Consider the following 24,621-nt stretch of genomic DNA (forward strand, 5'->3'; position numbering starts at 1 on the left):
CGAGGGGACATTAAAAAGTTTCATGTGAAACATTTGCGCAATATAGCTATTTTGTCAAGTGCATATTGGCTATTTTCTTAGGCATCTGTCGTAATTAATTCACAAAATGTACAATTTGCGTAGAGCTTAACAATGCTATAATTAACTATAAATCTTATTATAGGAGTGTTTTGTTTGGTACAGTTAATTTTTATAGCACTTTTTATTGTTCTAATCGTACTTATGCCGAAGAATAATAAAGAAGAAGTAAAAGCAGCACATTTGTTAATTGATAAATATGATATCCAAGTTGCGAAGAAAAAAAATCCAATTCGCCAAATGGCCTTGTTAGAAAAGGCACTAGGTATTTCTACTTATGGACGTAACCGTAAGAAAACGTTCATTTTTGTTGGAGGATTCTTTGTTGGAGCAGGTATTTTAGGTTATATAATTTATTTCTTTATAATGAGTAACAACGTGGTAGCTATAATAGTTTCAGGAATTATTGTGACTCTATATTTAATCGGAGGCACTATAGCTATGTTTGTTATGACAGTTCGTCAAGCATCTTCATTACGTACAGATTCATGGGCTAAAATTTTAAACACAGTTGACCCTCAGTTCCCAATTGAATTCTTAAACGAGAAAAAATGGCAAAAAGCCTTCCTTGCTCAATTGGAGAGCATGAACGAACAATTAGCATAAAACAACAAGCATTAGGCTCTTAGGGGTTTGGTGCTTTTTTTGTTATGATGGGTATACGGGGGGAGTTTTTATTCCCCGGGAAATATTGGATAGGGGGTGAACGGATGTTAAACGAATTACAAAGAAGATGGCTGCAAAATCAAATAATAGGTATAGATATTATCGTTAAAGACTCTGGGGATGTGAAACTGATTGATATTACATATACTCACAATGAAGTTTTAATAGATACTTTTAAAAAAGAATATGTTATTACATACGGTGCAGATACTACACTGCCTAAACTATTGCAAGATTATAAGGATCCATGGGCAAATTACCAAATAAATGATCGTATTTCGGTTGATGATCAATTTGTTTTCTGTGGTGAGGGAGAGATGGGCAATGAAGGATTTATTGTCAAAACAGATGCAGATAATCAGATTAATTGGATGCTTTTTTCTACGACATCAAACCCTTTTATCGAACTAACAATCAATAATAATATCGTATATATAAAGTCTACAGCAGGATTCTTTATTACTTTAAATGTGAAAACCAATGAAATTTCTATTTTGAATAATTTAAAATAGAGGAAATACGTAGTTTTCTTGATACAAAATGGGATATAGTATGCATAGAAAATGATAGTCCGTACTTCGGTGTTTATTTTCGATATAGGGGAATGCATGCGGATAAATTAAGTAAATATAAGTTCATGAAAAATGTGATAAATCAGCTTAATGTGGTGGAAATAATTCATGACGAGCAGATTGAGCGGGAGGGATAGTATTGGATGTTTTTGAGAAACTAGAAGAATTTTTTAAGCAGCATAGTGGTTTGAAGGGGCAACCAGCGACTGAGGAGCAAATACATGAGGCTGAGAAAATACTAGATGTGCAGTTTAATAAGCAATATATTCATTTCATAAAGCAGTTTGGTGGCGCTTTTGGCGGGATAAGTATTCATGCATTTAACAATGGTTCATTAATTGGAAAAGCAACAGTGATTGATTTAACTCTCAAGTTTAGAAATATATATGGAGAAACTATCTCGAAAAAATTAAGCGAGAGTTATGTTATTTCAGATGATGGTTCAGGAAATCCAATTTTGATGGATGCTGCTGGAAAAATAACTATCTATTATCATGACTCTGGAGAAAGTGAATTGTTATATGATTCACTACAAGAATTGTTAACTTTAACAATGCAGAAAATCATATAAAATGTGAAAAACAGATTGAGAGGTAGAAGAAATCCATGATACTGATAAACGATTTATGGAATAGAGAAGAGTTGCTGATTAAAAATGGCTTTCATTTTTCAGATGGTTCGGGGGTGGAAGTGGAAATCAGCTACTATCCCATTCCAAATATCAAAAAGGGTCATTACTTTTCATTTTTGGATGTTTATAAAGCGGATCAAGAAAACATTACAAAAATAGATGTTTTTAAGGAAATCAAGTTATCAAATGGCTTTTACTGCTGTGTTGGTGAGGGAAGTTATGGTTCGGAAGGATTTGTTGCTTATCTTGATGAGAGTAAAAATTTACTTTGGGTTTTATACTCGGAAACTTCCAATCCATTTGTAAATATTATGGAAGAGTGCGAAGGTATCGTAATTGCAGAATCAAGCGCTAATTTTAAAATAAGGTTGGATGTAACCAAGCCAACTAGCTTAAGTTTGAAATAAAACAGGAAACTTCTTTAAGCCACCTTTTCGCAAATGGCTTTCAAAAGTTTCCTGTTTTTTAGTTAGCTATTTTTTCTAGTTACAGCTTTTATACAAGTAAGTGCAATTAAGAGTAGCACGGTGCAAAACGCTGGAAATACAAAGAGTGATCCTGAGTGTAGGATTCCGATTAAAAACGTACAAATACTGACAATGACATAGTACCCTAAGCTTAAAAAGGCACCAGCCGTACCTGCGACTTCTTGAAATTTCACTAGCGCTAAGCTTAAACAATTTGGTAATGCCATGCCGATTCCTACCAAGATAATACAAATGAAGAGAATATACGCTATCACTTGGATTATTAAGGGGAATGCAGAAACTATGCTAAGAGATAGAGTTCCGCCAAGGGCTAACAAAATTCCTTCTGTAATTATCTTTTGGGGCGAGTGCTGTTTTAGGCGCCGGTTGGAAAGCCACGCACCTAATATAGTTGCCGCCGCGACAGCACATCCCATAAAGCCATACTGACTCTGGCTAAAATGGAACTTTTCGATAAATATAGTTGGGGCTTCGGAATAGTAACTAAACAAAATGCCGTTAAAAATACCAATTAACACACCAAAAGCAACAGTATAGCGGTCGCATACCATTTTTTTACCAATTCCTACCATTTTCTGCACGTTGAAAGAATGAGACGTAACAATAATGGTTTCGGGTAGTCGTTTTAAACTCCAGAATAGCAGGCCCATTCCCATCATTACTAAAAATAAAAATACTACACGAAAGCCGTAATACTGTCCGATAAACCCACCAACTAATGGACCAATTGCTGGCGAAAAGGCTAAGGCAGCTGATATTTTTGCAAATAAATGGTGGCGATCTGTTCCGTGATAGTTGTCGCGTAAAATTGTTTGCGTAGTCACCGAGCCCGTACTAGCACCAAATGCTTGGATAAACCGCCCGATAAAAAGGACAGTAATACTATTAGACATAAGGCAAACCAAACAACCTATAATATAAATAAATAACCCAAAGTTCATTGCTTTTCGTCGACCTAAAAAATCGGAACTAACGCCCCAAAAGAAGACACCAACTGCAAAAGCAAGAAAGTAGATACTTAAAGTCATTTGAGCCAAATTTAATGAGACGCCATAGCTCGTAGCAATCTCAGTTAAAGAAGGCGTATAAATAGTTTCGCTAATTTGTGGAAATCCCACAAGGCAAACAAGTAATGCTAAATTGATTTTCTTTGTTTTGATGTTTTTTTCCATAAAATTCTCTCCTGAATAAGTTATTTATCTGGGAAAAAAACATCCTTCACAGGGAAATGGTGGGACCATGATTTTAATACGCTCGTAAAAATTCATGTAGTCACCCCTTTCTATTTTAAACGGAGGTGGTTCCGTTTTTTCGTTAAAGTTCATTGTAGTATATATGGGCGGAAAGATAAAGTGTTGGTGAGTGTTTGAATAAATATACAATGATATTTACATGATTTCGGTGTTTAAGTGAAAAAGTTCAAATATATGTAGTTAAGTTAAGCTGGTATGTGAAACTTTTGTGACTATCCAGCTTGAAGCTGAATAGAAACATGTATAATGAGCCGTCTAGCGCTTTTTTTTATTCTGAAAATGAAGGTTTTTAACACGATATGTGTAGAAAATTCACTAATACACTATAATTTTAGCTATTTATGATATGAATTAAGTCGTTCATTACATTTTTGGTTATACATTACTTTTTTGTGTTACATTAGGAATAGTTAGAATATTATAAAAGTAAAACTTTGGAGGTTTCATAGGGAGGATATATTCTAACCTATTTATTTGGTTATGCAATATAAATATTAATTGGAAAGAGGAGGAGAATACAATGAAGAAAAAAGTATGTGTTTTAGCGATAGCATTGCTTACAGTGTTATCACCGATGGGCGCCTTAGCTGCTCAAAATCTAAATGAAGGAGAGACTAGCTTAGATTCATTAATGAGCGCAAATAAAACAGGTGAAAAAGTGATTTTTTCTGAGACCACAACAGGAAAAAAACCTCTATTAAAAGCAGCGAAATCAGCTGGAGGCGGCACTTTCTGGGTTACATGGGGACAAGATAGACATTATTCAAATTATCAGCACCCTAAAAAAACACATAAATCAAGTGCCTCTAATTACAGGTATACAGAAAGTAGTCCTTGGAAAACGAAGAACAAACTAGCAAGTGTTTGGATTAAATCATCGCTATGGGGTAATAAAGCTAATTGGGCTACAAAATAATTCCTATAAAGCTAAGAAATTATTATGTTTCTTAGCTTTATAGTTAAACTAAGGATGATTTAATGAAAAAATTTCTTTCCATTATCATATTAGTAACACTTGTCATTGGTAATGTAATGTTTTTTAATTTTATTACTAATACCTTGTCGCGTGATTTTCTTTTTAAAGACCAGACAGAAGTGCAGTTTAAATATAAAGATGACTCTCAGGTTTTAGAAATTAATAATTCTATAGAGCAATTTTCAAAAGCGAACAATATTAACATAGCGCAGTATACATTTTTAGATGAACGCGATTTGAATATTTATGCCTCTAATTGCCAGTATTCACCAAATATAAAGCTTAAAAAAGGAGATTATCCCGATAAAAACCGTTTTTTGGCGAATCGGGAAAGTGGCGATGAAAAACAATCGGGTGTGATTTATCATCCTTCTAAGTATTGGGCTTTAAAGGTTTATGACTTTGGACAAATTAAAAATGTGGGTCTAAGTGATACTTTTTATGTAAGTGGTTTGGATAACCAGGATACTTATCAGGCTTTTTTAAAGGAATTTGAACAGTACGGGGAAGTAACTACGAAAAGTGTTGACGTGAGCTGGTGGAAGTATATTAATATCCCGTTACTTATGACTTTGATTTTATGTTTTGTCATTTTATTTATTTTTACATATTACTATTTAAGATACTCCAAACAGCGGTTATTTGTTAATCGTATATGGGGGAATTCTAAGTTAGTTACATTAAAGTCTTTGTTCAATAAAACTATTAAATTTACATTGTTTAGTGAGTTAGTGATTTTGGTGGTTTTTGTTGGCATAGTTTTAGTAAGAGGGCTATCCGCATACTCAGTAGAAATAGTATCGAAGTTGCTTTTGTTTAATGTATTTTTGTTGATTTTTATTCTGTTTCCGATGTATTTCTTTGGATTACTTAGAATACAGAAAATCGATCAACCAAAGTCTGACCAACATATGCAGTCGGCAAAACAACATTTGGCTATCAATTTAGTTATTAAATTTGCTTTGCTTTGTGTATTTATAGGTACGATTATAGCTTCCTATCAGTCGCTGCAGACGTTAAATACAAGACTAGCTAATATGGACGTGTGGAATGATGCAAAGAACATTTTTAAAGTAAACGTAGGAGTTTTGCCCGAGAATATTCAAGACGATTTAAAAGCTAATAAAAAATTAAACGATAAGTTAAATGCTTTTTATGAAGAAGGAACAGCTAAAAAAGAGATGTTTTTAATGTATTCAAATAATTTTACGCGGGTTGAAAATGATACTTTTTTTTATGAAACCTATTTGAATAAGGACTCTGAAATAAATTCGCCTGAAGGGAATAACGTAGAAATTGATTTTAATTACTTAAAATTAAACCCAATTAAAGGTGTACAAGGGCAGAACGTGGAAAGTGAAACAATAATCAATGATAAAGTTTTGAATATTATAGTTCCTACGAGCAAGAAGGAATTCGAGAAAGACATAAAAAAAGCTTATCTTGATCACTTCTATTTTCAAAAGGTAGAGGTAGCTAATATGTACAATGAGGCTTTGAATCGTCCTGTTTTAGAGCTAGGTAAGGACGACTTAAGTATCAATATTATTTATGCTCAAAATAACCAAGACTATTTTTCCTATGATAGTAGTACGGGGGATTTACGAACGGGGAACATCACAGATCCAATAGCGATTATCTATACAGGGAACATTGATTCATCTAGTATTGGCGCTTTTGTAACTTCTTCTGTATATTTTGTTGATAAAACGAAGGGCGATGCGTTTAATGCTATTTTGCCACTTATTAATAATTCAAATGCAAGAGAAATTACCAATGTAACGAGTGTTTATCAAGAAGTATCAAGCGAATTAACTGCTTTAAAATGGCAAATATATCAGCAATCGATAGGTACGATTATTTTAGCGATAAGCTCCTATTCTTTTATGATATTGCTTGTATTATCATATTACCGGGAGAACTTATATAAACAACTTATTTACCATGTATTTGGATATTCGTTTTGGAAAAGTAGTAAATGGTTTATTATAAGTAATTTGGCCGTGTGTGCTTTTTCGGGAGTCGTTACTTTCATCATTACTAAAGAACCAATTGCTTTATATTTTAGTGTAGTTATTCTCCTCATAGAACTGTGTGTTATTTATTTCTTAAAGGAAAAAGTAATTAATAAAGATTTTAAAGCCATACTAAAAGGTGAAAAATATGATTGAATTAGTTAATGTCAGTAAAAAGATACAAGATAAATTGATTTTGGAAAAAGTCTCTCTTTCTATTGGAGCTGGTGAATTTATTGCAGTCGTCGGCGAGAGTGGTAGTGGGAAGACCACGCTGCTAAATGTTATCGGACACCTAGATTCAAAAGATAGTGGACAAGTTATTATTAACGAGATGGAATATCAGACGAAAAAAGAAGTTATGACTCTAAAAAAAGAGGTGTTAGGTTTTATATTCCAAAATTATCTATTGATGGAAAATGAAACAGTGTTTGAAAACTTATCCATTACAGGCGGAGAAAATCGCAAGCTGATGATAGAGCATTTGGAAGAAGTAGGAATGGATGAGAGCTATTTAGCAAAAAAAGTATACCAATTAAGCGGTGGAGAAAAACAACGGATTGCTATTGTACGCATTTTACTCAAACCATTTCAACTTTTACTTGCGGACGAACCAACAGGCAATTTAGATGATAAAAACAAACAAAAAATCATTGAATTATTTTTAGCCTTGAAAAAGCAAGGTAAGACTATCGTTTGTGTTACGCATGACCCGGAAATATCTGCAAAAGCAGATCGAATCATTTACATTGAAGGAGGCGAAATAAGATGAAAATTATCGGTATTTCTATAGTAAATAGTCTATTAATACTCTTAGTGGTGCTTATTCATAAAATTTGCTTTAGGGTATTATTGCTTGGATATGAAAACTTGTTTATCTATTGGGGCTCCTTTGTTTTAATCTATTTTATTTTAAATTTAATTACGAATAGGTTGCTGTTATCCAGGGCTTAAATAACAAAAATACCAGCTACTAAACTAGTAGCTGGTATTTTTTATTCAAACAAGAAATCTAAAATCTTATCACCAATTTTTTTCTTCTCACCCTGATAAGGGAAGCAGTGCATATGCATCGCGGGATTGAAGTTTAGCTCGATGATAGCGTGTTTATCTCGGTCAATTGTTTCACGTGGAACAATTATGTCTACGCCGCAAATTTTGGCGTCAAGGACTTGGGTGGCGCGAATGGCTATGTCTTTGAAGTAATTGTCCATTTCGTCGGTGTAGTCAATGCTATCTCCGCCAGTGCTGACGTTGGAGTTTTCGCGAAGGTAGATGATTTCTTCTGCTTTTGGAATGCTGTCCCAAGAAAGTTTTTGCATGGAAAGCATGAGTGTTTCTTCTGGGCCGGTACGGATTTTTTCAAGTGGTTTTAAATGGTCGGTTCCGCGCAATGGATCGGTGTTTTTTTCTTCAACTAATTCGCGGACAGTATGGATTCCGTCGCCAGTAACGTTGGCGGGTACGCGTTTTAACACGGCTTCTACTTTGTCGTTGATGACTAAGAAACGGAACTCGTCGCCAGGAATGAACTCCTCGATAATAACGGAGCTATCATAACTAAATGCGATATTTAAAGCTTCTTGGTAATCTTCAAGTGTGAATTTATTTTTGAAAATGCTGATGCCCCATCCGTAATTGGTGGACTTCGGTTTCACAACGATTTGTTTATCCTCAAATAACGAGAAAGCTTCGAGTGCAAGGGCTTGGTCGCTAAAACTGTCGCCAAATGGGACGCGGATATCGTGTTCTGCGAGTACGAGCTTCGTAACTACTTTGTTTTCCATCATTAAAACGGAGACGTAATTGTCTTTGGATGTTTTGCTGGCTTGTTTAACGTATTCCACGTGGTCGCCTTTTTGGAAGCGGAGGAAGTTTTCTGCTCGGTCTAATACGTCTACTTTGATGCCGCGCGCGATGGCGTCTTTCCAGATGATTTGGGTGGAAAGTTCCATATCTTCTGCGCCGATTAGTTTGTAGGCTAGTGCTTCGGTTTCTTCCATGTAAGTTTTTGCTTGGTTTAAGTGGAAGTCGACATAGCCTTCTTTGGTTACTTGTTGTTTTACTTGTGCTGCGATTGTTTTTTCAGGGTGTAGCAGACGTTCTTTTTGTTTTTCGATGATTGCTTGGCGCTTCGTGTCTTCTGGTAGTAGGTCTCGGATGAATTCGCTCATCTTGTCGAGTTCTAAAAGTCCGGCATCTGCAAGGGACATTTCTTCGTTATCGCAATTTTTAATGGCAGGTTGTGCAAGGCCGTTTAGCGCAATGTTATTTTCGTTCTCATCAGCTAATTGCTGGTTGTTTGCGCATAGTTCGCGGTCTTCTGAAAGCAAACCTTTGATTAAAAATAGGTGGATAAAGGCAAGTTCATCTTTGGAAATACCGTTTGGCTCCAGCGGGTTTAGGTCAATGGAACGGATTTCTAAATATTCCACGCCATGCTCTGCTAAACTTTCAACGGTTTGGTCGGTATGAGCATTTTTTAAACGAATTGGATTGTAAAATTCGCGCATACTTTCGATTTTGCCTTCTTCGATATAGTTCGAAATGCTGGAAATATAAGCGTCAAATGAATTGTAATTGACGAAAAGCGATTCTTTATTTTTATAGCCAGCGTTACTATTTCGAAGTGAAATTCCGTCACGAAGGGCGCTAGTGCCATCAGGTAAGGTTTCTTCGTTCGTTGTTTTTGTAAAATCAGCAAGGTAGACCGGGCTCGCGCCGGTTAAATAAATGAGCAACCAACGATTTTTCATAAAGTATTTGGCAACTTTTAAATATAGGCGGTTTTTAAAGTCTTGCTTGGATTCTTCAGGAAGGCGAATTTCGGCGTAAAGTCCGTCAATTAAGGCTTCCGGAAACGAGAAGTTATAATGAATGCCGGATAATAATTGGATTTTCTTGCCGTAGCCTTTAGCCAAGTGCTCGCGATATTTTCGGTCCGGGCTATCAGGCGTTTTGTATTCTGCAATCGGAATATCTTCTTCGGCTGGTAAAATTGGCGGATTACTAGACGGCCAAAGTAGTTCGTTTTCAGCGCGTAAAGAAACGATATTATGAAGGTTTTCAAGCCATTCATAGACAGAGTCAATCGAATCTGTTACCGGGGTAATCATTTCAATCTGACTTTCCGAAAAATCGGTTTTAATATATGGGTTATCTTCTTTTGGGCCAAAAATAGCTGGATGTGGCGTAAGAGCCAATTTTCCATCAGAAGTTACGCGAATATTTTCTTTTTCCAAACCAAAATGTCCAGAAAACAAATACTTCCGGAGTGTCGGGTTTTCTTTAAAAGAATCAAGCATTGTCGTATCAAGTTTTATCATGTTTTCACCTCAGGGGTTTTAAATAAGTTCATATAGAGATATTTTACCGCAATATGTGAAATTAGTATAATGATTGGTTTGTAACTTTTTGTCACGAATTGGCAGAAACTTTTTAAAAGTGTAGAAAAAATATTCTGGAGCTTATATAATGAGTGAAAGAGGTGGAATAATGAAAATTCGGAACTTAACTAAAAAGATGGACGATAACTTGGTTTTGAAGGATGTTTCATTTGATTTGCAAGCGGGAGAAGTAACGGCATTAATTGGTCGAAATGGCGTGGGGAAAACGACACTATTTTCGACGATGACAGGAATTTATTTGCCGGATGAGGGCGATGTTTTCTTGGATGAAAAGAGTATTTATAAACACCCAGAAGTGAAGCAGCAGCTATTTTTCTTAGAAGATAATATGAATCATTTTAATACATACAGCGTGCACACGGTTGTGAAGATCTATAAGCAAATTTACACAACGTTTGATGAAGCGTTTTTTATGGAGCTAATGAAGCAATTTGAACTACCGATGAAGGCGAAATTACTGTCTTTTTCAAAGGGACGAAAGGCTTTATTTTTTATTATTTTAGCTTTTTCGCTGAATGTTCGGTATTTGTTGCTGGATGAACCAATGGACGGGCTCGATATTATTATTAAAAAACAGATTTTGGCGATTATTAAGGATACGGTGAAGAAGCGCGGGACGAGTGTGGTGATTGCGTCTCATCGCTTGGAAGAGCTTGAGGCGATTGCGGACCGGGTGATTGTTCTAAAAGGCGCGAGTGTGGAGCTTGATTATTATTTAGAGGATATGCGGACGGATGCGGTGAAAATACAAGTAGCCTTTAAAACGAAGAAGATACCTGATTTTGTGAAGAATAATGCACAATTATTATATCGAAATGGGCGGATTTATACACTTTTAGTAACTGAAAATGCAAGTAGTTTTCTGGCGGATTTGCGTTTAGAGGATCCGGTTTTACTGGAAGAAATGACGATATCGATTGAGGATATTTTCACGGTGCATTTGGCGAATGACAAAATAGATTATTACGAGATATAGCAGGGGGTGAGACTAATAATGTTTAATCGAGGGTTATGGTATCGGGAATGGCGTAATATGAGATGGATGCTTTTGGGAGTGGCGGTACTTTTTTTTCTGGGAATTACTTTAGGTTTAATGTCGGATGCGGACAGATGGCATAGTCAAAAGGACTACTATGAATCGAGTGACTTTATAAAGCAGCAGGAAGAAAATCCAGAATATAAGACTTCTGATGAGGAAATGAAGGCTAGTTTGACGGTCGCTTATTTGTCGGTGCCGATGTACACTAATTTTGTTCAAGATGAGTTTGTGGATTACATGCCGTTTATGTTTTATTTTCAAGTGGAGATGTTTTTTACGCTGATTAAGATAAGTGTGTTTATTTTAGGGGTTTTAGCGGTAATATTTGAACGATATACAAGGGCGAATCGATTTACTGCATCGTTGCCTTATAAACGAACCCATATTGTTGGGGTTAAAATGATCATGGGGATAGCGACGATTGCTTTAAGCTACATTGCTTCCATGGGGATTGGTTTGGCTTATTTCTTGTCGCAAGTACCAACTGAATATGTCCAGTTTGATGCAGCGAAATTTTGGGTGGATATTGTTGGTGGGCTATTTACATACATTGTTATATTTTTAGTGGCGATTTTAATTGGCTTATTGATAGGTTCGCCAATTGCTGCAGCTTTTGTGGCGTTTGGGGTAATGTTACTGCCAAATGTGTTAAATCCTACTTTAGATAATATGTATAACTTTATTTGGCCGCATGCTGGGGATAAAGGGATGTCTAAACTGCTGCGGTTTGAGGATTATGTGAATGTATTTTCTCCGTTTTCGTTTGAGTCGGCGTCGTTTGGAGCGGTTATTTTCAGTGTGATATTGAGTGTGTTGATGGTTATAGCTATTTTAATTTTATATAAAAAGCAGCATATTGAACGGAGTGGCTATTTATTTGCTTTCCCGTGGGTTAAATGGCCGTTTTTAGTACTGTTTTCGTTGTTCGTTGGAATGGCTTCGGCTAATTTGGCTGTGACGGATACGGAGCTTGGATTCATCGGTTATCTAGCTTGGGGAATAGGCGCGACGATTGCTAGTTTTATTTTAGCGCTCTACATTTTAAATAAAATGCGTGGCCTTTTCCAGATGTCTAAAACGAATTAAAAAAATAGCTTTTTTATAGTAGGTAAGTCCGGTATAATAGAGGATAGAATGAGTGAGGGAGGATTTAGCATTGACCACAGAAACAGAAACGAATAAACCGCAATTAGCTGAATTAAAAGCTAGTTTAACAAAGCGGAATTTGCAATATGTAATGGAAGTTGAAAAGCATTTGCGAGAAACTCATTACGGCGCAGAACAACAAGAAGTGATTGTTTATGAAATGAGTGAAAAGATTTTAGCCGAACAGAAAAAAGGCATAACAGCGAGAAAATTATTTAATTTAACACCAACAGAATATGTTGTTTCTTTAGATGTGAAAGCTGCTACAGTGGAGCAAAATACAGACAAATGGTGGCTAGTTCTTGACGGCGGACTCCTTGTACTTGGAGCGATGATGCTGATTTCCGGAATTAGTGCTTATTTCCAAAAAAATGCACAGACTTTAGGAATTATCGTGCTAGTAATCACTGCGGTTGTCGGTGGTTTCGCGATGCTGATCTTACGTAAATACGCATCTAACATGCGCGCTGGTCAAAAAGGTGGAACAATAAAATACTTACTAGTAGCGGTCGGAGTCATTGCGGTATGGATGTTTGTAATGACGATTGTACAAGTGACAATTCCTCCAAATATCAATGTAGCGTTAAGTCCGATTGTTAACACAGTTGGTGGTGCAGTTATTATTGCCCTACGTTTCTATGTGAAGAAAAAGAAAAATATTCCATCCTTATAAGAAGATGGACACGGACAGGTGACCTAAATTGCATATTGCGAAGCGGTCACCTGTTTTTATTTCCCGGGAAATACTGATACAGATGAGGTGAATAAACTTATGTTTTCGTATGAAGTGATTAGACAATTTACAGAGACAGAGCATCATTTATACCGTTACATAATGGAAAATCGGGACAAAGTTATGTTTATGAGAGTTCGTGAGCTTTCAGAAGTGACGCATGTTTCGCCGGCTTCTATCGTTCGTTTTACTAGAAAATTGGGCTGTGAAGGCTTTTCGGAATTTAAAGTGAAGCTTAAACAAGAAGCGACGCGTGAAGTGAAGAAAAAAACGGCGGATACAGTAGAAGTTTTAGAGGAATTCTTTGAACGGACAATGAATCGTGATTATGATCATGTGTTAGACGCGGCGGCGGAAATTATCAATGAAGCTGATTTAGTCGTGTTTTTCGGAATCGGAACCTCAGGGATTTTAGCAGAGTATGGTAGTCGTTTTTTCTCCAATATGAAGAAGCGGACATTTTATATTAAAGATCCATTTTATCCTAACCCGGGAGAGCAATTTAAAAATAAAGCAGTGATGATTATACTTTCTGTGTCAGGCGAAACGGACCAGGTGCTTGAGCAGGCGCAAAATATGCAGCAATATGGCAGTCGGATTATTAGTATCACCAATACGAGCCACAATACGCTTGCTGGCTTGTCTGATGTTAATATTCCGTATTATGTGACGCAGGAAATGGTCGATAAGACGAATATTACGACGCAAATTCCGGTGCTATTTTTACTGGAAGCGATGGCGAAGAAAAATTATAATCAAGAACAAGAAGAATAACAAAAAGCGTGTAGGTTTTCGAGGCCTACACGCTTTTTTATTAGCTTATTTTTTTGTATACATGCACGAATTCAGTGACAACTTCTCTTAATGTTTCTGTTGTGATGAGTAAGTCTTCCGCATGGATTAAAAGCAATTGAATTTCCACTTTTTCACCGGAAGCTTCTTTTTGGATTAGCTTATGATGCTCGTGGTGCCCGTTTGCGAGTGTTTCGCTACCTTCTTGTAGTTTTGCTTCTGCTTCCTCAAAATTGCCTTCACGAGCCGCACGAAGTCCTTCTAAGTAACTGCTTCTCGCAGAACCAACTTGGCTAATCATGCCAAAAATAACTGTTTCCATTTCATTCATGTCTATTTTCCTCCTGTAAAAAGTGATACACTGCGCCGAGTAGACCAGCTTGATTTTTATGTGTTGCTGTTTCGATAATCGTGTCGCGCAGCCCAAAGCTCTCCATATGATGCTTTAGCTCCGTGATAAAAGTAGGACGGCTTGTAATTCCACCACCGATAAAAATGTGCGTTGGATCGAACAGGTAAATTAAATTATAAAGCCCCGTACAAATCCCGGTGTAAAATTCGTTAATAAGTCGTTCTGAGATAGGGTCATGCGCGTCATAATTAGCAAAAATTTCTTCACCAGTAATCTCTTCCAAAGGGCGCCCAGTAAGTTCCGCGTACTGTCTACGAAGAACAAGCATGGTTGTGGTCTCGTTTAGCGTATATTTGCCAGGACGGAAAGCACCGGGACGTTCGCTAAACATATAACCAAACTCGCCAGCCCGGAAACGACCGCCACGAACTAATTCACCATTGGAAAAAATGCCGCCACCAATCCCAGTTCCGATTGTTAAACAAAGAAAATCATCCAAATCTTGTCCTTTACCAAGCCATTTTTCAGCGAGTAGGGCACAATTAGCATCATTTTCGATGGCAACAGGAAGACCAGTTTCCGCTTCGAGCCATTCTTTCAAATTAAAGTTATCAAATCTGCGAATAGCGCCGCCCATTGTGATGAGTCCAGTTTTCGGATTAACGTAGCCGGGTGCGCTGACTGCAATGCCCGTCACGTCCGTATTTTCAACAAGAAACAATTTCATTTCTGCTAAAATTTGGTCGCCGTCGCTACCGCTGATTTCGGCTGATTTTGTTAAAATAATTTCACCATGCGGCAAAACGACCCCCATTTTAAGGGCCGTTCCACCGATATCAAAAGCTGCAATTTTCATTTTGTCACATCCTATTGTTCCGTTGAGGCTGTTGCATTTTTGTCCATTGCAGCATCACTCGCGGCAATTTTGTTAGATACAAGTACGAATGGTAGATAAATGACTGTTGCGACGGCTAGACAGAGCAAGCCGACCAGAAGCGCGAGCCAGTTTCCTCCTGTACCAAGGAAGGGAATCAGTGGTCCCGGAGTTGTCCAAGGCACTTGATAGGCGACAGGTGGAATAAGTTTTGTTGAGATAAAGAAGTAACCAATTAATGTATTGATTGCTGGTGTAATGATGAAAGGAATAACCATAATTGGGTTTAATACGATTGGTAAACCGAAAATAACTGGTTCGTTGATGTTGAAAATCCCTGGTGCAAGAGAAAGTTTCGCGATATCGCGGTAGTCTGCACGACGGGATGCTATAAAGATAGCAATCAGTAAACCTAGAGTCATACCAGATCCGCCGTAGTTTGCGAATCCGTCATTTAGGCCAGCCCATGTTGCTGGGTAAGGTGCGCCCCAAGCAGAACCGTGTTGTGCTACGTAAGATAAGTTATCTAAGTTTGGTTCAGTGAAAATGGTGTCACGAATAGCCGCAACTGTGTTAGGACCGTGAATACCAAGAACCCAAAGTAAGTTAGAAACAAGTCCAATGATGATAACAGAGAATACGTTAGTTCCCATATCTTTAAGTGGCGCTTGGATAACTGTGTAAACAAGGTCGTTTAAACCTTCTGGAGCAACTAAAGTGATTAAGTAGTTAATTACAGAGAAAAGAATAGTGATGATGATAACTGGAATTAATACTTTAAAAGAACGAGCAACTGCTGGTGGTACTTGGTCAGGCATTTTAATCATTAAACGAGGGGATCTAGCTAGACGGCTAAATACTTCCCCAGTAATAATCGCTACAATAATAGCAACGAAAAGGCCTTGTGCGCCTAAGAATTTGATTGTCATGTAAGATGCATTGTCAACCACTGTGTAAGGTGTATAAACGATAAAGAATGCACCTATCGATGTAAGTCCACAGAGCAAATCATCCTGTTTAAAGAAGATGGCCAGATTCCGCGCGACTAAGAATACAATCAGAATCGCCATAATATTAGTCGAACCTTGCATTACCGGCGAAAATACAGCCTGTGCATCTGCTAAATTAGGGAAGATTTTCCCTAGGAATAGAATTTTTGCAATAAAGCCATCTGGTGATAATACTGCGAAGTTAATCAAAGTGATAATTGAACCCGCCATAATTAATGGGAAAACTAAAATAAATGCATCACGAATTGCTGCAATATGGCGTTGCGAGTTCAATTTATTCGCAACTGGTACTAAGACACGTTCCATGCCGTGTTCAAATTTTGACATCATACTCATTTTAAAACCTCCCTATTTTAAATGAAAATCCCTTACCCAATCTCCGCGAAAGCTTTTTCAAGAACGGCTTTCCCGTTTAACATACCATAATCTTTCATATCAATTACTACAACAGGGATGCGACCTTGTACAAGTTCATCCACTTGCGGTTTTTGGTAACGGACTTGAGGTCCAAGCATAACGATATCCATTTTATCTACTACGTTACTAGCTTCAGATACTGGCAATGCTTCAATTTCAATATCTTCCCCGATAGAGGTTGCGTGCGCTTTCATTTTAGTAACGAGTAAGCTTGTCGACATTCCGGCCGCACATACAAGTAATATTTTTTTCATTAAGATTTTCCCTCCCAAAATGGTTGAAGCAGAGAGAGAACAAGGCTTATTTGCCCTGTTCTTCTACTAAATTAGCTCCGTTTGCTTCGATTGTCTTTTTATACCAGTAAAAACTGTCTTTTTTATAGCGTTTTAATTCTTTTTCATCATTTTCATCGCGGTCAACATATACGAAACCGTAACGTTTTTGGTAGCCGTTTAACCAGCTTAGTAAATCTGTGAAGCTCCAAGTGCAGTAACCAAGCATCTCTACACCGTCCGTGATTGCTTCTTGGATTGCTAGAGCATGTGCGCGAATGTATTCAATCCGGTACTCATCGTGGATTTTGTGGTCTTCCGTTAAGCTATCATACTCACCAAGACCATTTTCTGTAATCATGATTGGTAATTTATAGCGGTTAGTAATTCTACGTAAGCCAATGCGCAAGCCAGTTGGATCAATATCCCAGTCCCAATTCGTTTTCTCTAAGTAAGGGTTGTTGGTGTTTTTGTATAACCCCGGTACACCAGTTTCCTCGGAAGTGCCTTTTTCGCCAGTTGTATTCATTTTCCCAGAACCAACGCCGTCTTTCCCATTAAATGCATGAGTCATTGAGCGGTAATAGTTAACTCCCATGAAATCAGGTTTTCCTTTTTTCAGAAGTTCCGTATCGCCTGGTAAGATTTCCGGTGCAAGACCGTGCTCTTCCAGCCAGTTCCAAGTAGCGGTAGGATATTCACCCCATGTGTAAACATCCATCCAGAAATGGGCGTTGAATTCTTCGGAGTTTTCAGAAGCTAACACGTTTGCTGGGTTGGCATCAATGGAGTAACTTGGTCCGTATGCAAAACTCGGGCCGATTTTTCCAGATGTACCTAGCTCGCGGAATTTAGCAATTGCAGAAGCATTCGCCAAGTTCGCATTGTGATTTGCCGCAAACATACGCTTGTCGTCAGAAACGCCAGGTGGGTGATACGCTAATTTGTAACCGTGTGAGATAAATACGTTTTGTTCATTAAGTGTTACCCAGTATTTAACTCGGCCGTTAAAGCGTTCGAATAGAAGGGCAGCGTAAGTAGTGAAATCTTCTACGACTTTGCGCGATTCCCATCCACCATATTCGTCTTGAAGCCCTTGCGGAATATCCCAGTGGTAAAGTGTCACAACTGGCTCAATTCCATAAGAAAGAAGTTCATCAATCAAATTATCATAGAACTTAAGTCCAGCTTCGTTAACTTCCCCGTTACCATGCGGGATAACGCGACTCCATGCGACAGAGAAGCGATATGCTTTTAGGCCCTGTTCAGCCATTAGCGCGACATCTTCTTTATAACGATGGTAATTATCCACCGCTACGTCTCCGTTTGTTTCTTTGAATGTTGTTCCAGGAATGCGAACAAATTCATCCCATACAGATGGTCCTTTGCCATCCTCATCCCAGGCACCTTCTACTTGGTACGCTGCAGAAGCTGATCCCCATAGAAAATCTTTTGGGAAAGGTTTCAACTTATTATGTTCCATTATGGCACCTCCAAAAATTATGTGCGATTAGTCTGTTTTAGTTTTGCTTGCCTTATTAATGTAAACGGTTTCGACTAATTGGTAAATAGATTTTGGTGCTTTGGGTTCGTGTTTCATATCAATGGTATAAGTTTCTGAGCTGAAACGCTGTGTTTCGTGCATGTGATTGGGAGAACAATTGACATTTGGGGCAGCATCCCTTATTCTATATGTATTAATGAAAAGAGGTGAGATGACATGTTTCTTTTGAATGCGCGAACTAGTATAGCTAAATTTTTGTATATTGTCCGTGCAATTTTTTCCGGTATTGCAGTTACATTGGCGAAGTCTGCCCAAAAAACTGTATAACGAGAAAAAATGAGAGAAGCATGGAGTCACGCAATCGGTAGTATGGTACTAAATTAGTATTATACTTATAATTGGCGTCGGGCGCTTGTCTGACGCTTTTTTGTTGTCTGGAAAAATGTTTCACGTGAAACATTTCTAACATGCTTCCTTGGATAAATGGAGGATAAAATGACAATAGTAGCAATGAATGAGGTAGTTAAAAGTTTTACTGGAGATGTAATTTTAGAGAAAGTTTCCCTTCAATTAGAAGAAGGTGAACGCGTCGGTTTAATCGGTCGAAATGGGGAAGGAAAAAGTACCATTTTGAAGATTTTAAAAGGGGATGAGGGTGTTGACAGTGGGATTGTAACGAGTAAAAAGGGAGCGAGAATTGGGCTTTTAGAGCAATTGTCGAGCGTGGATCCTAATATAATAGTAGAACAATATTTGCGGACTAGTTTTGGTGAGCTAGAGGATTTGGAAAAAGAATTGCGTTCATTAGAAGCAGAAATGGCAACGAATGCAAGCGAAAAACTAATGAATCGTTACGGAGACAAAATGGCATTGTTTGGCGAGCTTGGTGGATATGAGATGGACGCTGATTTGCATAAGGTAGTTAATGGTCTGGGGATTGGCGTGTTACTACCGCAGAGATGGGGAGATTTGAGTGGTGGTGAGAAAACGAAGGCGGCGTTAGCTCATTTATTACTGCAAAAAACGGACTTATTACTATTAGATGAGCCGACGAACCATTTGGATTTAATGGCGGTGGAATGGCTGACCGCATTTTTACAACATTATTCGGGAACCGTGCTCGTTGTTTCCCATGATCGGTACTTTTTAGATGAGGTAGTTCAGAAAATGGTGGAGCTGGAGAATCGTGAGTTAATTGTTTACCATACGAATTTTTCTGGATATTTAAAGGAACGCGAAGAACGGTTATTACGCGAATTCCAAGATTATAAAGACCAACAGAAGAAGATTAAAAAAATGCAGCAAGCCATAAAACGACTGCGGCAGTGGGCAATGCAAGCCAATCCGCCAAATGATGCCATGTTTCGTCGCGCCAAAAATATGGAACGTGCATTAGAACGAATGGAGAAAGTGAAGCGTCCAGTTTTAACGCAAAAACAAATGCAATTACAATTTGATGAAGCAGGTCGAAGCGGGCAAGAAGTAGTGGTTATGGAGGATTTGAGCAAAACTTTTGGTGAAAAAGAAATTGTGCGGGATGTTTCTTTGCAAATTAGGCAGGGGGAGCGAGTAGCAATTATTGGTGAAAATGGCGCTGGGAAATCCACTTTGCTTAAAATAATGGAGGGGAAAGTGAGCCCTGATGGCGGGATGGTTAAGCTAGGTGCGAGTGTGAAAATCGCCTCACTTTCGCAACAAATGGAAGAGCTAAATGAGAGTATGACTGTACTGGAAGCGTTTCGTGATAAGGTTGCTGTGACAGAAGGAGAAGCGCGGCAGATGTTAGCTGGGTTCATGTTTTATGGAGAGATGGTTTTTCGGAAAGTGGCAAACATTAGCGGAGGTGAACGAATGCGGCTTAGGCTGGCGCAATTTATCAATATGCCTGTAAATACGTTAGTGCTAGATGAGCCGACCAACCATTTAGATATTGCATCGCGTGAAGTTTTAGAGGAAGCTATTCGGACATTTACCGGTACGATTATTACGGTATCTCATGACCGTTACTTTATTGATCAGCTATGTTCTAAGGTGATTTGGCTTGAGGATAAGCAATTAACTGTGTACGAAGGGAATTATAGCTATGCGGTTAGTAAACGGGGATAATCGCCTTGCTGGAAATCATCCTCAAAATAAATTAGAATGAAGAAAAGAGGTGATGGTATGGAGATAACAGTTGTAAAAGGTGATATTACGGAACAAGATGTGGATGTTATTGTGAATGCGGCGAACCCGGGTCTTTTAGGCGGCGGTGGAGTAGACGGTGCTATCCACCAAGCGGCGGGGCCTGATTTATTAAAAGAGTGCCAAGAAATCATTAATCGAATTGGTTCATGTCCAGCAGGTGAGGCGGTTATTACATCTGCGGGTGATTTGAAAACGAGCTATATTATTCACGCGGTAGGACCAATTTGGAAAGAAGGAGAGCATCAGGAAGCAAATAAACTAGCTTCATGTTACTGGAAAGCACTGGATTTAGCGGCCGGAAAAGACTTAACATCTATTGCCTTTCCTAATATTTCGACGGGTGTATATGGTGTTCCTAAAAAACTAGCAGCTGAGGTAGCTCTTTATACCGTGCGCAAATGGGCGGAAGAAGAGTTCGATTCTAGCATTGAAGAGATACGTTTTGTTTGTTTTGATGAAGAAAACGCCGCACTATATAACGAATTAATAAATAGCGAAGTCGTTTAAGAGAATAATCTTAGACGGCTTTTTAAAATGTTTCACGTGAAACATTTTTTACTATATTTTCTGAATAAAACAACAACGGAAAACCTTCTTGACATAGCTCCTAGCTTCTTGTAACATCATATTCAATAACTAAAAATATACATTGGCTATTTCAGCATGATTATAAAAGACAAGTCGCATGATGTGGATATTTTCCACCATTTTTTCTTTATGGAAATAAGGAAAAGATGATGCGTTTTTTCTATATAAAAAAGCGAGTACCAATAAAAAAGGAGTGTTTGCGACCCATGTGGGAGACAAAATTTGCAAAAGAAGGCTTAACATTTGATGATGTATTACTTGTTCCAGCGAAATCGGACGTATTACCAAATGATGTAGATTTAAGTGTAGAAATGGCTCCATCACTCAAATTAAATGTACCAATTTGGAGTGCCGGAATGGATACAATTACAGAAGCTAAAATGGCGATTGCTATTGCGCGTCAAGGCGGAATCGGTGTTGTTCATAAGAATATGAGTATCGAACAACAAGCGGAAGAAATCGAAAAAGTAAAACGTTCCGAAAGCGGCGTTATTATCGATCCATTTTATCTAACTCCAGATCACCAAGTTTTTGCTGCAGAGCATTTGATGGGTAAATATCGTATTTCAGGTGTTCCAATCGTGAACAACGAGCAGGAGCGCAAACTAGTCGGGATTTTAACTAACCGTGATTTACGTTTTATTTCTGATTACTCCACAGTAATTAAAGATGTTATGACAAAGGAAAACCTAGTGACAGCTCCAGTTGGGACTACGCTAAAACAAGCTGAGCAGATTCTTCAAAAGCACCGTATTGAGAAATTACCACTTGTTGATGAAGCTGGCATTCTAAAAGGGCTTATCACTATTAAAGATATCGAAAAAGTAATTGAATTCCCGAACTCTGCTAAAGATAAGCACGGTCGACTACTTGCGGCAGCAGCTGTAGGGATTACGAATGACACATTTGTGCGCGTAGAGAAATTAATCGAAGCGGGTGTGGATGCGATTGTTATTGATACTGCGCATGGACATTCAGCGGGTGTTATTAATAAAATTTCTGAGATTCGTCAAACGTTTAAAGATGTAGTGATTGTTGCTGGAAACGTTGCGACATCTGAAGGAGCACGTGCTCTTTTTGAAGTTGGCGTTGATATTGTAAAAGTTGGGATTGGTCCTGGTTCAATCTGTACGACTCGTGTTGTTGCGGGTGTTGGGGTACCACAAATCACGGCTATTTATGATTGTGCGACTGTTGCGCGCGAATTTGGTAAAACAATTATCGCGGATGGCGGCATTAAATATTCTGGTGATATCGTGAAGGCACTAGCTGCTGGAGGAAATGCGGTTATGCTTGGAAGTATGCTCGCTGGAACTGATGAAAGTCCTGGCGAAACAGAAATTTTCCAAGGCCGTCAGTTTAAAACTTACCGTGGTATGGGCAGTTTGGCAGCGATGGAGCACGGTTCCAAAGATCGTTATTTCCAAGCCGATGCGAAAAAATTGGTTCCTGAAGGTATCGAAGGGCGCGTTCCTTATAAAGGTTCCGTTGCTGATATTATCTTCCAATTAGTTGGCGGTATTCGTTCGGGTATGGGTTACACTGGCTCAGCTGATTTAAGACACCTTCGCGAAGAAGCGGCGTTCGTTCGTATGACTGGCGCGGGACTTCGTGAAAGTCACCCACATGATATTCAAATTACAAAAGAAGCACCAAACTATAGCATTTCTTAAGGTCGAAAAAGCAGGAATCTCTTCCAAAAGAGGTTTCTGCTTTTTAATTTCTACTATAAAAATAAGAAAACCGCGAGAAAACACGAATTTCCTCAAAAGGCTTCAATTAAAGTCATAAAACCGCTATACTGTTTCTATAGAGGAGGCGTGAAAAAAGATAATGATAGAGCAAGCAAGAGCTATTTTACAGCAAAATTTTGGTTATCAAGACTTTCGAAATGGGCAAGTAGACGTTATTTCGAAACTTTGCGCGGGAGAAGATACGCTAGCAATCATGCCGACTGGTGGCGGTAAGTCGCTTTGTTACCAGATACCAGCACTTCTTTTTGACGGTTTAACCATTGTCGTTTCTCCGCTAATTTCACTTATGAAGGATCAAGTAGATGCGCTAGTCTCCGAAGGGATTGCAGCTACTTTTATTAATAGTACACTGACTAACAGAGAAATAGATATCCGTTTGGATGCCGCGTTTTCTGGCGAGCTAAAGATGCTATATATTGCGCCCGAGCGAGTTGAAACGCCAGGATTTCAACGATTAATCGAGCAAGTACCAATTTCATTGTTTGCGATTGATGAAGCGCACTGTATCTCGCAGTGGGGCCATGACTTTCGGCCAAGCTACCTGACACTGTGCGATAGTTTAGATAAAATGACTAGGCGTCCGCTCGTTATCGCGCTCACAGCGACGGCAACGCAAGCTGTTTCGGATGATATTTGTCGATTATTAAAAATAAATGCGAATTCGGTTGTTAAAACTGGATTTTCCAGAGATAATTTAGCTTTTCAAGTAGTAAAAGGGCAAGACAAAGACAAATATTTAATTGATTATTTAACAAAAAATGCGACAGAATCTGGCATTATTTATGCATCCACACGAAAAGAAGTGGAACGTTTGCATAGTTTCTTGCTTAAAAAAGGCGTCGAGTCTGGAATGTATCATGGTGGCATGACCGATTTAGCGCGAAAGGATTGGCAGGAGAAGTTTCTATATGATGATATTCGCGTCATTGTTGCGACGAATGCCTTTGGGATGGGAATTAACAAATCCAATGTGCGCTTTGTTATTCATTATAATATTCCCCGCAATATCGAAGCGTACTATCAAGAAGCTGGTCGTGCTGGTCGTGATGGGGTTCCGAGTGATTGTATTTTACTATTTTCGCCGCAAGATAGCCGCATCCAGCAGTTTTTAATTGAACAATCCGAAATGGATGATGAGCGTAAACAAAATGAATTCGCCAAGCTCCGCCAAATGACGGGCTATGGTTATACGGAAATTTGTTTGCAGAAGTATATTGTGCAATATTTTGGTGATGACGAGGAAAACTGCGGAAAGTGTAGTAATTGCTTAGATACGAGAGAAGCAACGGACATTACCATTTTGGCGCAACAAGTTTTTTCTTGTATTAAAAGAATGGGCGAGCGTTTCGGAAAAGTATTGATTGCTAAGGTTTTGACGGGTTCAGCTGACCAGAAAGTGAAAGACTGGCGCTTTGAAGAGCTCAGCACGTATGGATTAATGAAAGATGCATCGCAAAAAGATGTATTGCAATTAATCGATTACCTTACAGCAGAAAAATATTTGCAACCAACTGATAGCCAATTTCCTTCGCTGAAACTGACAGATAGAGCGGTATCGGTTCTACGGGGCGAGCTCAAAGTAGAACGCAAACAAGCGAAACGGGCCGAAAAAGTTAAAATTGATGTAAATAGTGACCTTTTCGAGAAATTACGGGAAGTTCGGCGTGAATTGGCAGCGAAACACAAAGTACCACCATATATCATTTTTTCAGATGAAACGTTACGAGAAATGTGCGCGTATATGCCACAAACGGAAGACGCACTGCTTGAAGTCAAAGGAATTGGCGCGATGAAACGCGATAAATATGGTGCTGAATTCTTGGCAATTTTGCAAGAAGAGGCAGCGAAATAATATAGAAGAGAGGGT

Annotated in this window: 24 protein-coding genes; 16 read left to right on the forward strand and 8 right to left on the reverse strand. The window is 38.4% G+C overall.

Translation table 11 applies throughout. The annotated features are described in order from the left end of the window. Window positions 1-174 precede the first annotated feature (174 nt). The 4 genes from HCX62_RS11120 to HCX62_RS11135 all read left to right on the forward strand — a co-directional run bounded on the left by HCX62_RS11120 (window position 175) and on the right by HCX62_RS11135 (window position 2,354). Entirely contained in the window at window positions 175-684 is a 510-nt protein-coding gene (locus HCX62_RS11120) for a hypothetical protein (RefSeq protein ID WP_185639105.1), read from the forward strand. 104 nt (window positions 685-788) lie between these two features. After that, complete coding sequence (locus HCX62_RS11125; protein ID WP_185639106.1) at window positions 789-1,256, forward strand: hypothetical protein; 468 nt, start codon at window positions 789-791, stop codon at window positions 1,254-1,256. 199 nt (window positions 1,257-1,455) lie between these two features. Then, on the forward strand, window positions 1,456-1,887 hold the full coding sequence (locus HCX62_RS11130) for an SMI1/KNR4 family protein (RefSeq protein ID WP_185639107.1): 432 nt from the start codon (window positions 1,456-1,458) through the stop codon (window positions 1,885-1,887). A gap of 35 nt (window positions 1,888-1,922) precedes the next feature. Next, the gene (locus tag HCX62_RS11135; RefSeq protein WP_185639108.1) at window positions 1,923-2,354 is read left to right on the forward strand and encodes a hypothetical protein; all 432 of its coding nucleotides are present in this window, start codon (window positions 1,923-1,925) and stop codon (window positions 2,352-2,354) included. 62 nt (window positions 2,355-2,416) lie between these two features. On the opposite strand, the gene HCX62_RS11140 is transcribed toward HCX62_RS11135, so the two are convergent. Further along, entirely contained in the window at window positions 2,417-3,607 is a 1,191-nt protein-coding gene (locus tag HCX62_RS11140; RefSeq protein ID WP_185559914.1) for a multidrug effflux MFS transporter, read from the reverse strand. Between the two features lie 601 nt (window positions 3,608-4,208). Between HCX62_RS11140 and HCX62_RS11145 the strand changes: the two genes are divergently transcribed. From HCX62_RS11145 to HCX62_RS11160, 4 genes are all read left to right on the forward strand, one after another. Beyond that, on the forward strand, window positions 4,209-4,604 hold the full coding sequence (locus tag HCX62_RS11145) for a lactococcin 972 family bacteriocin (RefSeq protein WP_185639109.1): 396 nt from the start codon (window positions 4,209-4,211) through the stop codon (window positions 4,602-4,604). Between the two features lie 62 nt (window positions 4,605-4,666). After that, the gene (locus tag HCX62_RS11150) at window positions 4,667-6,835 is read left to right on the forward strand and encodes a bacteriocin-associated integral membrane family protein (RefSeq protein WP_185639110.1); all 2,169 of its coding nucleotides are present in this window, start codon (window positions 4,667-4,669) and stop codon (window positions 6,833-6,835) included. Further along, window positions 6,828-7,451 (forward strand): ATP-binding cassette domain-containing protein, encoded by a 624-nt coding sequence (locus HCX62_RS11155; RefSeq protein WP_185323990.1) that lies wholly within the window; start codon window positions 6,828-6,830, stop codon window positions 7,449-7,451. The genes HCX62_RS11150 and HCX62_RS11155 overlap by 8 nt, the downstream gene beginning before the upstream one ends. After that, window positions 7,448-7,633 carry a bacteriocin-like WGxF protein gene (locus tag HCX62_RS11160; RefSeq protein WP_185639111.1) on the forward strand — a complete coding sequence of 62 codons (186 nt, stop codon included), beginning with the start codon at window positions 7,448-7,450 and terminating at the stop codon, window positions 7,631-7,633. Before HCX62_RS11155 ends, HCX62_RS11160 begins: the two co-directional genes overlap by 4 nt. Before the next feature lie 41 nt (window positions 7,634-7,674). On the opposite strand, the gene gshAB is transcribed toward HCX62_RS11160, so the two are convergent. Continuing rightward, window positions 7,675-10,005, reverse strand: a complete 2,331-nt coding sequence (gene gshAB, locus HCX62_RS11165; RefSeq protein ID WP_185639112.1) for a bifunctional glutamate--cysteine ligase GshA/glutathione synthetase GshB — start codon at window positions 10,003-10,005, stop codon at window positions 7,675-7,677. A 169-nt stretch (window positions 10,006-10,174) separates the two neighbouring features. On the opposite strand from gshAB, the gene HCX62_RS11170 reads away from it, so the two are divergent. The 4 genes from HCX62_RS11170 to HCX62_RS11185 all read left to right on the forward strand — a co-directional run bounded on the left by HCX62_RS11170 (window position 10,175) and on the right by HCX62_RS11185 (window position 13,778). Then, the gene (locus HCX62_RS11170; protein ID WP_185639113.1) at window positions 10,175-11,062 is read left to right on the forward strand and encodes an ATP-binding cassette domain-containing protein; all 888 of its coding nucleotides are present in this window, start codon (window positions 10,175-10,177) and stop codon (window positions 11,060-11,062) included. Between the two features lie 18 nt (window positions 11,063-11,080). Beyond that, a complete protein-coding gene (locus tag HCX62_RS11175; RefSeq protein WP_185639114.1) occupies window positions 11,081-12,211 on the forward strand; it encodes an ABC transporter permease in 1,131 nt (376 codons plus the stop codon). Window positions 12,212-12,281: 70 nt separating this feature from the next. Further along, window positions 12,282-12,944: a DUF1129 domain-containing protein gene (locus HCX62_RS11180; RefSeq protein WP_185639115.1), complete on the forward strand. Its 663-nt coding sequence runs from the start codon at window positions 12,282-12,284 to the stop codon at window positions 12,942-12,944. Between the two features lie 99 nt (window positions 12,945-13,043). Continuing rightward, window positions 13,044-13,778, forward strand: a complete 735-nt coding sequence (locus tag HCX62_RS11185) for a MurR/RpiR family transcriptional regulator (protein ID WP_031672067.1) — start codon at window positions 13,044-13,046, stop codon at window positions 13,776-13,778. Between the two features lie 40 nt (window positions 13,779-13,818). Here the strand turns inward: HCX62_RS11185 and HCX62_RS11190 are convergent, their stop codons facing one another. From HCX62_RS11190 to HCX62_RS11215, 6 genes are read right to left on the reverse strand one after another with little or no spacing between them, the layout of a single operon-like run. Then, entirely contained in the window at window positions 13,819-14,127 is a 309-nt protein-coding gene (locus HCX62_RS11190) for a PTS sugar transporter subunit IIA (RefSeq protein ID WP_003725346.1), read from the reverse strand. After that, the gene (bglK, locus tag HCX62_RS11195) at window positions 14,120-15,004 is read right to left on the reverse strand and encodes a beta-glucoside kinase (protein WP_185639116.1); all 885 of its coding nucleotides are present in this window, start codon (window positions 15,002-15,004) and stop codon (window positions 14,120-14,122) included. Before bglK ends, HCX62_RS11190 begins: the two co-directional genes overlap by 8 nt. A gap of 11 nt (window positions 15,005-15,015) precedes the next feature. Further along, window positions 15,016-16,368 carry a PTS sugar transporter subunit IIC gene (locus tag HCX62_RS11200; RefSeq protein ID WP_003722123.1) on the reverse strand — a complete coding sequence of 451 codons (1,353 nt, stop codon included), beginning with the start codon at window positions 16,366-16,368 and terminating at the stop codon, window positions 15,016-15,018. Between the two features lie 32 nt (window positions 16,369-16,400). After that, window positions 16,401-16,703, reverse strand: coding sequence for a PTS sugar transporter subunit IIB (locus tag HCX62_RS11205; protein WP_185639117.1), 303 nt, complete (start codon window positions 16,701-16,703; stop codon window positions 16,401-16,403). A gap of 46 nt (window positions 16,704-16,749) precedes the next feature. After that, window positions 16,750-18,204, reverse strand: a complete 1,455-nt coding sequence (locus HCX62_RS11210) for a glycoside hydrolase family 1 protein (RefSeq protein WP_185502844.1) — start codon at window positions 18,202-18,204, stop codon at window positions 16,750-16,752. 27 nt (window positions 18,205-18,231) lie between these two features. Continuing rightward, complete coding sequence (locus HCX62_RS11215) at window positions 18,232-18,582, reverse strand: hypothetical protein (protein ID WP_185639118.1); 351 nt, start codon at window positions 18,580-18,582, stop codon at window positions 18,232-18,234. 138 nt (window positions 18,583-18,720) lie between these two features. Between HCX62_RS11215 and abc-f the strand changes: the two genes are divergently transcribed. The 4 genes from abc-f (at window position 18,721) to recQ (ending at window position 24,606) form a co-directional block, all read left to right on the forward strand. Next, window positions 18,721-20,331, forward strand: a complete 1,611-nt coding sequence (gene abc-f / locus HCX62_RS11220; protein ID WP_185639119.1) for a ribosomal protection-like ABC-F family protein — start codon at window positions 18,721-18,723, stop codon at window positions 20,329-20,331. Between the two features lie 57 nt (window positions 20,332-20,388). After that, the gene (locus HCX62_RS11225; RefSeq protein WP_185639120.1) at window positions 20,389-20,919 is read left to right on the forward strand and encodes an ADP-ribose-binding protein; all 531 of its coding nucleotides are present in this window, start codon (window positions 20,389-20,391) and stop codon (window positions 20,917-20,919) included. A gap of 287 nt (window positions 20,920-21,206) precedes the next feature. After that, complete coding sequence (guaB, locus tag HCX62_RS11230) at window positions 21,207-22,673, forward strand: IMP dehydrogenase (RefSeq protein WP_185480444.1); 1,467 nt, start codon at window positions 21,207-21,209, stop codon at window positions 22,671-22,673. A 160-nt stretch (window positions 22,674-22,833) separates the two neighbouring features. Further along, window positions 22,834-24,606 (forward strand): DNA helicase RecQ, encoded by a 1,773-nt coding sequence (gene recQ, locus HCX62_RS11235; protein WP_185639121.1) that lies wholly within the window; start codon window positions 22,834-22,836, stop codon window positions 24,604-24,606. Window positions 24,607-24,621: the final 15 nt, after the last annotated feature.

Origin of the sequence: Listeria swaminathanii (genome assembly GCF_014229645.1) — a bacterium.
GTDB lineage: Bacteria > Bacillota > Bacilli > Lactobacillales > Listeriaceae > Listeria > Listeria swaminathanii.